General features: G+C 56.3%; 12 protein-coding genes and 1 tRNA gene. 3 read left to right on the top strand and 10 right to left on the bottom strand.

Annotated elements, in window-relative coordinates; genetic code table 11:
- Position 1 precedes the first annotated feature (1 nt).
- Positions 2 to 74, bottom strand: a tRNA-Glu gene (locus QN377_RS22335).
- Between the two features lie 331 nt (positions 75 to 405).
- Here QN377_RS22335 and QN377_RS22330 point away from each other — a divergent pair.
- Positions 406 to 1,164, top strand: a complete 759-nt coding sequence (locus QN377_RS22330) for a hypothetical protein (protein ID WP_095003130.1) — start codon at positions 406 to 408, stop codon at positions 1,162 to 1,164.
- 118 nt (positions 1,165 to 1,282) lie between these two features.
- On the opposite strand, the gene QN377_RS22325 is transcribed toward QN377_RS22330, so the two are convergent.
- The gene (locus QN377_RS22325) at positions 1,283 to 1,627 is read right to left on the bottom strand and encodes a YggL family protein (RefSeq protein WP_095003129.1); all 345 of its coding nucleotides are present in this window, start codon (positions 1,625 to 1,627) and stop codon (positions 1,283 to 1,285) included.
- Positions 1,628 to 1,860: 233 nt separating this feature from the next.
- Between QN377_RS22325 and dacB the strand changes: the two genes are divergently transcribed.
- Positions 1,861 to 3,327, top strand: coding sequence for a D-alanyl-D-alanine carboxypeptidase/D-alanyl-D-alanine-endopeptidase (gene dacB / locus QN377_RS22320; protein WP_095003128.1), 1,467 nt, complete (start codon positions 1,861 to 1,863; stop codon positions 3,325 to 3,327).
- 190 nt (positions 3,328 to 3,517) lie between these two features.
- On the opposite strand, the gene rlmKL is transcribed toward dacB, so the two are convergent.
- On the bottom strand, positions 3,518 to 5,788 hold the full coding sequence (gene rlmKL / locus QN377_RS22315; RefSeq protein ID WP_095025762.1) for a bifunctional 23S rRNA (guanine(2069)-N(7))-methyltransferase RlmK/23S rRNA (guanine(2445)-N(2))-methyltransferase RlmL: 2,271 nt from the start codon (positions 5,786 to 5,788) through the stop codon (positions 3,518 to 3,520).
- 540 nt (positions 5,789 to 6,328) lie between these two features.
- Here rlmKL and rmf point away from each other — a divergent pair.
- Positions 6,329 to 6,544, top strand: a complete 216-nt coding sequence (gene rmf / locus QN377_RS22310) for a ribosome modulation factor (protein ID WP_095003125.1) — start codon at positions 6,329 to 6,331, stop codon at positions 6,542 to 6,544.
- 117 nt (positions 6,545 to 6,661) lie between these two features.
- Here the strand turns inward: rmf and QN377_RS22305 are convergent, their stop codons facing one another.
- From QN377_RS22305 to rraA, 7 genes are all read right to left on the bottom strand, one after another.
- A complete protein-coding gene (locus QN377_RS22305; protein WP_095003124.1) occupies positions 6,662 to 7,684 on the bottom strand; it encodes a quinone-dependent dihydroorotate dehydrogenase in 1,023 nt (340 codons plus the stop codon).
- 121 nt (positions 7,685 to 7,805) lie between these two features.
- The gene (locus tag QN377_RS22300) at positions 7,806 to 8,780 is read right to left on the bottom strand and encodes an OmpA family protein (protein WP_095003123.1); all 975 of its coding nucleotides are present in this window, start codon (positions 8,778 to 8,780) and stop codon (positions 7,806 to 7,808) included.
- Between the two features lie 106 nt (positions 8,781 to 8,886).
- Positions 8,887 to 9,477: an RNA polymerase sigma factor SigX gene (sigX, locus tag QN377_RS22295; RefSeq protein WP_029611289.1), complete on the bottom strand. Its 591-nt coding sequence runs from the start codon at positions 9,475 to 9,477 to the stop codon at positions 8,887 to 8,889.
- Positions 9,478 to 9,568: 91 nt separating this feature from the next.
- Positions 9,569 to 10,393 (bottom strand): mechanosensitive ion channel family protein, encoded by an 825-nt coding sequence (locus QN377_RS22290; protein WP_095003122.1) that lies wholly within the window; start codon positions 10,391 to 10,393, stop codon positions 9,569 to 9,571.
- 2 nt (positions 10,394 to 10,395) lie between these two features.
- Positions 10,396 to 10,641 (bottom strand): CrfX protein, encoded by a 246-nt coding sequence (locus QN377_RS22285; protein ID WP_095003121.1) that lies wholly within the window; start codon positions 10,639 to 10,641, stop codon positions 10,396 to 10,398.
- A 62-nt stretch (positions 10,642 to 10,703) separates the two neighbouring features.
- Positions 10,704 to 11,699 (bottom strand): CorA family divalent cation transporter, encoded by a 996-nt coding sequence (locus QN377_RS22280; RefSeq protein ID WP_095021009.1) that lies wholly within the window; start codon positions 11,697 to 11,699, stop codon positions 10,704 to 10,706.
- Positions 11,700 to 11,723: 24 nt separating this feature from the next.
- A complete protein-coding gene (gene rraA / locus QN377_RS22275) occupies positions 11,724 to 12,215 on the bottom strand; it encodes a ribonuclease E activity regulator RraA (protein ID WP_095003119.1) in 492 nt (163 codons plus the stop codon).
- Positions 12,216 to 12,478 lie beyond the last annotated feature (263 nt).

Raw genomic sequence — 12,478 nt, 5'->3', positions numbered from 1 at the left:
GCGTCCCCTAGGGGACTCGAACCCCTGTTACCGCCGTGAAAGGGCGGTGTCCTAGGCCACTAGACGAAGGGGACACACTACAACTTCACTGGTTACATGCGTTTGGCTGTTCGCTTTACGCTGCAATTGGCGCGCATTCTAGGGATGGATTGGAAGGTCGTCAACCCCAATATGAAAATATATTGAAATCAATGACTTCCCCCCTATTAAGGCGTTTTCCTACAGAGTCTCGAGGCAAGCTCTTGGCGCCTATATTCCGGCACCCTACAAGGAGTTATGATTGCCGGACCTCAGTGATGGCAGTTTGCTGCCCAGTCGATCCTCACCCCCGTCCTAGCCAGGCACTGCGACTTCACCGAGACAGCGCATCTACACCCACAAGAGGTTTTAACGTTGACGCCCACCATGATCGCCCTGCTTGTCGTCGTCGGGATCGCACTGTTGATTGCCATCGTCTACATCAACCATATAGTGGAAAACAACAAACTGGAGAAAGCCCGCCTCAAGGTCGAGCTTAACGACCGCATCCGTCGTTGCAGCGAGGTCAACGAGACCTTCCCCGGCCAGTTGATGTCTCCCGCCCTCAAACTGCTGCTTACCCGCCTTGAGCTCAATGCGACACAGCGCCTGTTGCTCCTGGATAAATCCAGCGCGGCATTAAAGGCACAAGTGACCGAGCTCGGCGGCCTGATTGCCAAGGGCGAGTCAATTCCTGTCAACAACCCGCCCAACCCGGTGCTGACCGAAGCCAAAGCCAAGGACGTACGTTTTTTGCTTGAAACACTCCACGGGCAAATCACCCGTGCGGCCAAGGACGGTTTTTTGCCGACCAACGAAGCCAAGCAGTGGCTCACGGAAATTCGCCACTTGCTGGTGGTGTTGCATATCGAGTTCTTCAACAATCTGGGCAAGCTGGCCCTGCAGAAAAATCAGCCCGCACAGGCGCGCCTGGCTTTCGAACGTGCCGTGCAGTACTTGCGCAAACAGCCGGTACCCGCCATGTACAACGCCCAGATCAAGGATTTCGAAGCACAACTGGCACGCGCCAACGCACAAGTGCAGAGCGCACTTGAGCCGACCACGGGTGAAGTCAACGAGCTGACTGAAGGTTTGAAGACAGACGAGGCCGATGCCGACTGGAAGAAGAAGTCGATTTACGACTGACAGACACATGCCACCTGTGCAGCTGTCGGAGGAACCAGGGAATGCGATGTAAAGCCCAGGACGGGCCAGAGGGGTAAAACATATAAAGGCAGCCCTTGGGCTGCCTTTATATTTGACGTCAGGCTACCGGATTGATTGGCTTTTCCGGGTACCACACGTCCAACAGCGGGCTAACTTCAACGGTGGTCAGCTCTGGACGCGCTTTGAGCCAGGCTTCAACAGCAGCACGCTGCTCTTCGCTGACCGAACCGCGCTTCTGCAGGCAAACCAGACCGTAGTCGTCGCCGCCAACATAACCCAAGCCGTTAGCTTCCATGGCTTCTGCCAGGAAAGCTGCCAGGAATGCATCGATAGCCTCTTCCGACAGGTCTTCTTTGAAATCCAGGTTCAGCTCAAAACCCAACTCCTGAAATTCATCAACGCACAGTTTTTTGCGCAGACGCTGGGAACGATTAGTAGCCATTGAACAATCCTCTTAAGTAATAACGGGCGGCACTTTAGCAGCTTCGGCCGCCCGGCGCCCGGTTCCGTGTGAACGGTTCATCGTTTTCTATACTTTATCCGCGAAACCCTGTAACAGGTGGATGCACAACCCCGACAACCTTGGGGCATAATGCCAATACTTTTATGACCATTGAGGGAACTTTTCATCATGCCCTCGTATTCCCCCCCCTCGCCTGCAGGGTTTTACTTAATATGATCAAATCTTTACGGCCACTGTTTCTCGCCAGCTTTTTTCTGCCACTGGCCTTCGGCGCCAACGCCGCCCCTGTCAATACCACCCTCACACCAAAAGTTCAGCAAGCGCTCAAGACCAACAAACTGGGCGACGACGCCCTGTCCCTGGTTCTGCTGCCGCTCAGCGGCCCTGGCATTCCCACTGTCTACAATGCCGATGTATCCATGAACCCGGCCTCCACCATGAAACTGGTGACCACCTACGCCGCCCTGGAAATGCTTGGCCCGACCCATCAATGGAAAACCGAGTTCTACACTGATGGCACGCTGAACAATGGCATTTTGCAAGGCAACCTGTACCTCAAGGGCGGCGGCGACCCCAAGCTCAACATGGAAAAACTCTGGCTGTTGATGCGCGATCTGCGCGCCAATGGTGTGCAACAGATCACCGGCGACCTGGTACTCGATCGCAACTTCTTCAATCAGCCGCAACTGCCGGTATTCAACGACGACGGCAATGACAAGAACAAACCGTTCCTGGTCAAGCCCGACTCGCTGATGGTCAACCTCAAGGCCCTGCGTTTCGTGGCGCGCAACGATGGGGGCAAGGTTCTGATTTCGGTCGAACCACCAATTGCCAGCATCAAGATCGACAACCAGGTCAAGGCCGTCAACACCAAGCAATGCACCGGCGACGTGCGCTACAACCCGGTACCGCAAGCCGACGGCTCGGTACTGGTCACCGTCAGCGGGCAACTGGCCGATGGCTGCAACTCGCAGACCTATCTGTCCCTGCTGGACCACGCGACCTACACTGCTGGCGCCGTACGCGCTATCTGGAAAGAGCTGGGTGGCAGCATTCAAGGCCAGGACCGCCAGGCCAGCGTACCCAAAAATGCCAAGCTGCTGGCACGCGCGTTCTCGCCAGACCTGGCCGAAATCATTCGTGACATCAACAAATACAGCAACAACACCATGGCCCAGCAACTGTTCCTGAGCCTGGGCGCGCAGTTCCGCAACGATGCTGACGGTGACGACGCCAAGGCCGCACAGCGCGTAGTACGCCAATGGCTGGCGAAAAAAGGCATTACCGCACCCCATTTGATCATGGAGAACGGTTCCGGCCTGTCCCGTGCAGAGCGCGTCAGCGCGCGGGAAATGGCGCAAATGCTACAGGCTGCCTGGAAAAGCCCCTACGCTGCCGAGTTCATCAGTTCCATGCCCATTGCCGGCAAAGACGGCACCATGCGCAAGCGCCTGAAAACCACGGCCATGAACGGCCAGGCCCATATCAAGACCGGCACCCTGAACACCGTGCGGGCCATTTCCGGCTTTAGTCGCGACAGCAACGGCAATACCTGGGCAGTGGTGGCCATCCTTAACGACCCTCGTCCGTGGGGCGCTTCGGCGATTCTGGATCAGGTTCTGCTCGACCTGTATCGTCAGCCGCAAATCCCGAATAGCGCGGTATCCATCGCCCAGTAGGACATTTGCCAGGCAATAAAAAACGCCCCCGATTTTGCAATCAGGGGCGTTTTTCATTGTGGGAGCGAGCCTGCTCGCGAAGCAGGCGACCCGCTCAGGCGCAAAACTGCGGTGATGCCATCGCGAGCAGGCTCGCTCCCACTACAGGCCCACCCCTGCAAGAAGCAGGCAGGCCAGTACTCAGCCGCTATTACCGGGCCATGATTTTCCAGGCACGGTGGATTTTGCTGTTGCGGGCAAAGTCCGGATCGATGGTGCTGGCAGTGATTTCTTCGACCGCGTAACGCGCTTCCAGATTTTCATCGAGGATGAATTTGCGGAAGTTGTTGGAGAAATACAGCACGCCACCCGGCGCCAGACGGGCCATGGCCAGATCCAGCAATTGCACGTGGTCGCGCTGCACATCGAAGATGCCTTCCATGCGCTTGGAGTTGGAGAAGGTCGGCGGATCGATAAAGATCAGGTCGTACTCTTCACGACAGGCATCCAGCCACACCATCACATCGCTCTGCTCCAGACGGTTCTTGTCCGAAAAACCGTTCAGGGACAGGTTGCGACGCGCCCAGTCCAGATAGGTTTTCGACAGGTCAACGCTGGTGGTGCTGCGCGCGCCGCCCTTGGCTGCGTGTACGCTGGCAGTTGCTGTGTAGCAATACAGGTTGAGGAAGCGTTTGCCGGCAGCCTCTTTCTGGATACGCATGCGCATCGGGCGATGGTCCAGGAACAGACCCGTGTCCAGATAGTCCGTAAGGTTGACCAGCAGCTTCACGCCGCCTTCATTGACCTCGGTGAACTTGCCCTGGGCACTTTGACGCTCGTACTGCTTGGTACCGCTCTGACGCTCGCGACGTTTGACGATTACCCGGCTCTTGTCGATGTTCAACGCCTGCGGGATGGCTGCCAATGCATCGAACATACGTTCCGAAGCTTTTACCGGATCAATGGATTTCGGCGCCACGTATTCCTGGACGTGAACCCAGTCGTGGTACAGATCGATCGCCATGGCATATTCAGGCATGTCGGCATCGTAGACACGGTAGCAGTCGATACCTTCGCGCTTGACCCACTTGCCCAGCGCCTTGAGGTTCTTTTGCAGTCGGTTGGCAAACATCTGCCCGCCTTCGCTCAAGCGCGGCTGCTCGATCACCACCGGAGCCGGTTTGATCGGGTTACCGTTCTTGTTGAACTTCTCGTACTTGGTTGGCGCTTCGATGTTGGAAGGCAGATCGGACTCAGCCTGTTCGCGCTCAGCCTGACGCTGCTCGGGGGTACGGCGCTCGCCGGTAACGAACTGATCCGGCACCACCTTGATCAACAACAGCTTGCACGGCAAGGCGCCGTTCCAGAACGAATACTGCTTGTGGCTACGGATGCCCATACGCTTGCCCAGATCCGGAGCACCGGTAAACACCGCGGCCTCCCAGTTCAAGCAGGCCTGGCGCAGACGCTCGCCGAGGTTCTGGTAGAGATAAAGCAAGCTCGCCTCATCACCCAGACGCTCGCCGTACGGCGGGTTGCAGATTACCAGGCCTTTCTGGTTCTGGTCCGGGCGCGGCTCGAAGGTCGCCACTTCGCCCTGGTAGATCTTGATCCAGTGGCTCAGGCCCGCGCGCTCGATGTTATTGCGCGCTGGCTGGATCAGGCGCGGATCGGCTTCATAGCCACGAATCCACAGCGGTGGCTTGGCCATGCCGATTTCGGCACGCTCGGTGGCTTCGTCGTGAAGTTTTTTCCAGATGGCCGGTATATGACCCAGCCAGGCATCGAAACCCCAGTGAATACGATTGAGGTTTGGCGCCATATCGGCGGCGATCATCGCGCCTTCGACAAGGAACGTACCTACACCACACATCGGGTCAGCCAGAGCAGCACCTTCGGCGGCCATACGTGGCCAGCCCGCACGGATCAGGATGGCCGCCGCGAGGTTTTCCTTCAGCGGAGCAGCACCCTGCTGCAGGCGGTAGCCGCGCTGGTGCAGGCTGCTGCCTGACAGATCCAGCGACAGAATGGCTTCGCCACGGTCCAGGCGCAGGTGAATGCGCATGTCGGGGCTGATCTTGTCGATGGAAGGACGCTCACCGCTTGGCGTGCGCAGCTTGTCGACGATGGCGTCTTTTACCTTCAACGCACCAAAGTGGGTGTTGTCGATACCCGAGCCGTGACCGCTGAACTCAACGGCCAGGGTGCCATCCGGCACCATATGGTCTTGCCAGTCAACGTCCAGCACACCGTGGTACAGGTCTTCGGCGTCCTTCATCGGGAAGCGCTTGAGTACCAGCAACACACGGTTGGCAAGGCGCGACCACAGGCACAGGCGGTAGGCCGTCTCCATGGTAGCCATGCCTCGAATGGCCGAGGTGTGCTCGCGGGCTTCCTCAAGACCAAGGCCGGTGGCCTCTTCGAGAAGCAGGCCTTCAAGGCCTTTGGGACAGGTAAGGAAGAGTTCGTAACGATCCGACATGGGATTCCTGGGCTATTAGCTATCAGCGAGAAGGCGACGCATCGCCCGCTCCGTTTTCAATCAAGCGCTTTTCTTGAAGAGCGCTCGCGTGGCACGAAACTGTGCCGTTCCACCGAGGCGATCACTCATGCCCGCAGGCATGAACAGTTTAGACGCCGAGGCAGGTCATTCATCTGGAAACAACAGGTCATATACAGACCCTTCGTCGAATAGTCCCCCAGCAAAAGAGGCGGGTATTCGCGACGGGGAATGAAACGCATCCTCTTTGCAAACACTCGGCCTATCAGGCTTTGGTCGTATTCAGTGGTCAAAAAGCGACCTTACTTATGGCCTTAACACCATTATCGTTACGTCCTTATGACAAAACGATCATTCACACGCCTTGGCGCATTGGTTAGAACTCAACTCAGGTTACGGCCGCACAGGCCCTGACAAAATGCTCGCCACGCCGGCAGCGAGCACACCAACGGCAGAACACTCTGCCCCGGCCTCTGGAAGGCCGACGCTAAATAAACAGTCAACAAGTGAGGGCAATACCCTATGAGAAGACTTAAGCGTGATCCGTTGGAAAAAGCGTTCCTTCGCGGATATCAATACGGTGTTAACGGAAAATCCCGCGAGCTTTGCCCTTTTACTCTACCGTCGGTACGCCAAGCCTGGATTAACGGCTGGCGTGAAGGACGCGGCGACAACTGGGACGGTATGACAGGCACTGCGGGCATCCACAGACTCAACGAACTTCACGCCGTCGGCTAACTCCGGGCAAAATCCGACATCACCTCGAAGCTGTACTGACTCAACCTTGCCGCCCTTTCCAGGCGGCGGGCTACGGCCCAAGGGCTCCTTAGGGGAGCCCTTTTTATTGCCTGCCAATCAGCGCGCCAAGGCCGATATGGCGTCAACCGACTCGCGAATCAAGGCCGGACCCTTGTAGATAAAGCCCGAATAAATCTGCACCAGGCTCGCACCCGCAGTGATTTTTTCAGCTGCGTGTTTGCCCTCGGTAATCCCGCCCGCAGCAATGATCGGCATACGACCTGCCAGCTCACCGGCCAGTACTGACACCGTGTGAGTACTTTTCTCACGAACCGGCGCTCCAGACAGACCACCCGCCTCGTCGCCATGCTCCATACCTTCAACACCTGTACGACTCAGGGTGGTGTTGGTGGCAATCACTGCGTCCATACCCGTCTCAAGCAGCGCCTGAGCCACAAGCACGGTTTCTTCGTCTGTCATGTCAGGGGCGATCTTGATCGCCAGCGGTACGCGCTTGCCGTGGCGCTGAGTCAGCTCGTTCTGACGCAGCTGCAGGGCCTCGAGCAATTGCTTGAGCGAATCACCGAATTGCAGGCTGCGCAAACCCGGCGTGTTAGGCGAGCTGACGTTTACAGTCACGTAGCTGGCGTGCTCATACACCTTGTCCAGGCAAATCAGGTAATCATCGACCGCTCGCTCAACCGGCGTGTCGAAGTTCTTGCCAATGTTGATACCCAGGATACCGCTGTACCTGGCTGCCTGAACCCGTGCAAGCAGGTGATCGACGCCAAGGTTATTGAACCCCATGCGGTTGATGATCGCTTGCGCTTCAGGCAGTCGGAAAATACGGGGTTTGGGATTGCCCGGCTGAGGTCGCGGCGTCACGGTGCCGATCTCAACGAAGCCAAAACCCAGTTGTGCAAAGCCATCAATGGCCGCACCATTTTTGTCCAGACCTGCGGCCAGGCCGACCGGGTTGGGGAAGTCCAGCCCCATCACCGTCACTGGCAGCCTTGCCGGCGCCTTGCACAACAAACCGTTAAGCCCGAGACGGCCACCTGCGCCGATCAAGTCCAGGGACAGGTCGTGGGAGGTTTCAGGGGAGAGTTTGAAGAGCAACTGGCGGGCCAGGTTATACATGGGCTGATAGGACTCAAAGGGTTGCTTGAAGAGAGCGCGATTATAGCTGCGCGCTTCACTAAATCACAGGCAAAGAAAAACCCGGCCTGAGCCGGGTTTTTCTGAACAGCCTAGCTAAAAATTACTTAGCTTCTGCTTGAACGGTAGCTTCTACGCGACGGTTCAGGGCACGGCCTTCTTCAGTTGCGTTGCTTGCAACTGGGTTGGCTTCGCCGTGGCCAACTGCGTCTACGCGGTTGGCTGCAACACCTTGGTTAACCAGGGCTGCACGAACAGCGTCAGCACGACGCTGCGACAGTTTCTGGTTGTAGGCGTCTGGACCGATGCTGTCAGTGTAACCAGCAACAGTAGTGGTGGTCGCAGGGTACTGCTTCATGAAATCAGCAACGTTGTTGATGTCAGGCATGTACTGCGATTTAACAACCGACTTGTCGAAGTCGAATTTCACGTCAAGTTCAACGCGAACAACTTCAGCGATCGGAGCTTCTGGTTCTGGCTCAACTGGTGCTGGAGCTGGAACTGGAGCAGGAGCGACTTTACCGCCGTTACCGCCGAAGTTCACACCCAGACCAACGGTAGGAGCGTAGTCCCACTTGCCGTTGTCCAGTTTGTAGTCAGCTTCAACGCCAGCACGGGCGAACAGGTTGTCAGTGATGTACCACTTAACACCAGCGCCTGCAGTCAGGAAAGTCGACTTGTCGCGACCGCTGTGGCCGTCAGCCTCAACGTTGGTCATGCTCTTGTGAGCAACACCGCCGGAAACGTATGGACGCAGAGCGTCGCCTACGGTGCCGAAGTGGTACTGAGCGTTCAGACCAAAGTTGTCGCCTTTGATTTTCTGGTGGCCAGTGCCGTCATTCGAACGGGTGTGGTTGGTTTTGTCGTAGGTCAGGTTCAACGAAACGTCGTCGGTCAGGAAGTAACCGATCGATGCGCCTGGGTTGTAACCGTCTTCTACGTGCTTGACGCTGTCGTTGTACTGTTTTTTGTAGAACAGTTCACCCTCGACCGCGCCTTGGCCTTGTGCCAGGGCACCGAACGAAGTTGCGGCTACAAAGGAACCAATGGCAATGCCCAAGGTGTTTTTCAGTTTCATCCGTTAAATCCCCATCTGGTGATTGTAAAGCAGTCCCTCATACCGGGGGACAACTCGGCAGCAAGTCTATCAGACCTTGCCTACACGTAGAGCCATTTGCGCTGAACTAAGTTTCAGCAATGCCTGCAAATTTCTCACGCAATTTATCTAGAGCACGCTTGTAACGCATCTTTGTCGCACTCAAACCCATATGCATTATGTCCGCGATTTCCTGAAATTCCAGTTCTGCGACAAAACGCAGCACAAGAATCTCACGATCAATCGGATTTACATGCACCAGCCAGCGATCAAGTCCGCCCTTTTCCTCAGGTTTCGGCGCCTTTTCTTCGGACGCTTCCTCGAGGGGGTCAATACTTAATGCGTCCATCAAGCGACGCTTTCGCCGTTCCTTTCGATACTGTGTAATGCACTCGTTGTAGGTGATGCTATATAGCCATGTCTTGAATTTCGACTTGCCTTCAAAATTTTTCAAACCGTACAGCACTTTCAGCATGACTTCCTGACAGACATCATCAGCGTCCCTATCGTTCCCTAAATACCTTGAACAAACGTTGAACAAAGTACGCTGATAGCGCCGCATCAGCTCTTCATAGGCACGTGTCACGTGAAACAACTCATCATGCGAGCGCGCCACCAGCTCCTCATCAGAGAGCTCGCGGGGGTCATAGCGCATGGATAGCGATTGTGCTTTATTCAAAACGAGTTGTGCCAACAGTCAGGTCAATGTCCGCCGCAACCAGTCAATCTTGGTTTTTTTGCGGCGGCGTACATTAGCAGGGTTTGCCGTGTTAGCGGCTGGTTACGTGCTGCTCCAGCAAGATCCGGTTCGAGATGGAGACTAGCTCACCCTCATCGGTCAGCAACGTGGTTTTAACCGTGCCAATTTCTTCGATCTGCCCTTCAACCTCGCCAATCCGCACTTCCTGACCAACCTGATACAGCTCACGCACATAGATCCCGGCCAGTATTTGCCCGGCGATTTCCCGGCTGCCAAGCCCCATTGCCAGTGCAATAGCCAGACCAACGGTAATCAACACAATAACAATCACATGGTTTAGCAGGTCGGTCTTGACCTCCAGCTGGCTGATAGCCACGGAGATGCTGATGATGATGACCAGCCCCTGGGTCACCCTGCCCAGCCCGCCGGCATAATCGAAGCCCACGCTCTCGGCAGCGCCACGCACCAGGCCGTTGAGCACCTGGGCCAGCAACACGCCTGCCAGCAGAACCAGCAGCGCACCAAAGACCTTGGGCAGATACACCGTCAACAGATCCAGCGCGGATGACACACGATCCAGGCCCAGAGACTGCGCCGCAGAAACCAGGAATACCAGCAGCACAAACCAGTAGACGATTTTGCCAATCAGCGTCGAAATGGGCACCTGAATTCCGACCCGGGCCAGAATTTTGGTCAAGCCCGTACCGCCCATCAGGCGGTCAAGGCCCAACTTGGCAAGCAGTTTGGACAGCAAGGCGTCGAGCAGTTTGGCAACCACGAAGCCCAGCAGTACTACCACCAACGCGCCGAAGAGGTTGGGAATAAAGTTGGCAATCTTGGTCCACAAGGCGGTCATTGCCGCGACCAGGCTTTGGGTCCAGACATTCAATTCCATGTTCAATCAGCCTTATCAACAGGGCGAGCAGCAGATTTGCGCCGCGAAACGGGCGCAATATGAGCCGAACCGCTATTCAAAGCAATCATCAGTGCTTGCATCCAGCGGCCCAGCAGGCTGAAAAGGTCTCCCGCACCGACCTGTCGGTTGGCGGTTTTCAGCACGCGACCCAGGCACGCATCGTCATCCCGGTTGGACGGCTCGGCCTTGAGCATTTCACGTAAGGACTGTTCAAACGGATCGTGCATAAGCACCTCTCGGTAAGTCAGTAGAAGACGAAGGGACATTTGCCGGGGTCACATTCACCCGGTCACAGCCACTGCAAACGACGGTAAAACCACCATTGCCCCGCCCCGATAACCAGCATCACGCCGCAGGTTATGGCAAAGCCATAAGAGTCATCGGAGAACGGTACGCCCCCCACATTGATGCCCAGCAAACCGGTAATAAAGGTGATCGGCAGAAAGATCCCCGTCAGCACGCCAAAGCGATACATGATGCGGCTCATGCGCACGTTCAAACGCCGGTCTTCAGACTCGAGCACCAGCCCCACGCGCTCGCGGGTCAGTTCGAGCTCCTCCAGATAGCGGGTCAGGCTGTTGTTCAGTTCGTTCCAGTAGTCGGCATCATCGGCACTGAACCAGGGTAATTTGATACGCGTAAGCTGACCGAAAATATCCCGCTGAGGTGCCAGGAATCGACGCAAGGCGGCTGCCCTTCGACGAACCTGCAGGAGGCTGTTGTGATCAGGTGTGTACCGTTCGTCGGCATCTATTTTATCTTCTTCGTCATCGACGATTTCTGACAGTTCGCCGATCAAGTCCTGCACCTTCAATGTCAGGTGCTGGGCCAGGTACAGGATCAATTCAGAGGGATTTTTCGGGCCTTCTCCCTGGGAAAACTCACTGAGCAACTCATCGGTGGCCCGCAATGGTCGCATGCGCAATGAGATCAAGCGCTGCGCACTGCCGAAAATACGCAGTGAAACCATGTCTTCAGGCTCTGCGCCGGGGTTCAGGTTGACCCCGCGCATAAACAGCAGCAGCTCATTGTTGGGGGCAGGCACCAGGCGCGGACGGGTATTTTCTTCAAGCAGCAGATCACAGTTGAAATCACTCAAGCCACTGGAATCACGCAGCCAGCTCTGGGTTTGCGGATGACTGCGATCCCAATGCAGCCAGAGGCTTTCGTGGGCCTGCAACTGAAGGTCGTTCAGCTCGGTGCGCGCAATCGAACGTGCGCCGCCTTCACCATCCAGCACCAGCGCATGCACCAGCCCCCATTGAGCGTTTTCTTCCTCGAACATCCGTGATCCTTAGTGGTAATGCGTTTAGCCCGGCATTTTCAGAGCGGTTGGCGAAATGATAACGCCATTATTGTCGGCATAAATGAATTCACCGGGGCGGAACGTGACACCCGCAAACGTCACGGGCACGTTGACATCGCCCACACCGCGACGGTTGCTCTTGAGCGGATGACTGGCCAAAGCCTGCACGCCGAGATCGGTTTGCGCGAGCACATCGACGTCGCGAATGCAGCCGTAAATAACAATACCTTCCCAGCCATTTTTGGCCGCCCTGTCTGCAATCATGTCGCCCAGCAAGGCATGACGCAGGGAACCGCCCCCATCGACCACCAGCACTTTGCCTGCACCGCTGAGTTCAGCCTGTTCCTTGACCCGGGAGTTGTCCTCGAAGCACTTGATGGTCACGATCTCGCCGCCAAAGGAGTCGCGCCCGCCGAAATTGCTGAACATGGGCTCAAGTACCTGCACCAGCTCAGGGTAGGCATCGCACAGATCGGGGGTGATGTAGTGATTCACGGGAAAGCTCCTGTTCAGGGTGGGCACAACAGTGAAAACAACGATAGCACTATGGGTTATAGACGCTTTGGACAAGCCCGGCTTTAAAAGTCGTCCAAGCCTCGAGCGGCAACCAATATCACATAAAAGAACACGTTATGACCACCTTGCGGTATCGGGTCACACGCCATCCGCAGCAGCTGCCGTATGAACGAGGCAGCTGCAGAAACACTGCAACTGTGGGAGCGAGCCTGCTCGCGAAGATCTGTCTCTTATACACATCT

The sequence above is a fragment of the Pseudomonas sp. CCC4.1 genome (assembly GCF_035019225.1).
In the GTDB taxonomy this organism is placed as follows: domain Bacteria; phylum Pseudomonadota; class Gammaproteobacteria; order Pseudomonadales; family Pseudomonadaceae; genus Aquipseudomonas; species Aquipseudomonas bubulae.
This window is presented reverse-complemented; position numbering and strand designations above follow the sequence as displayed.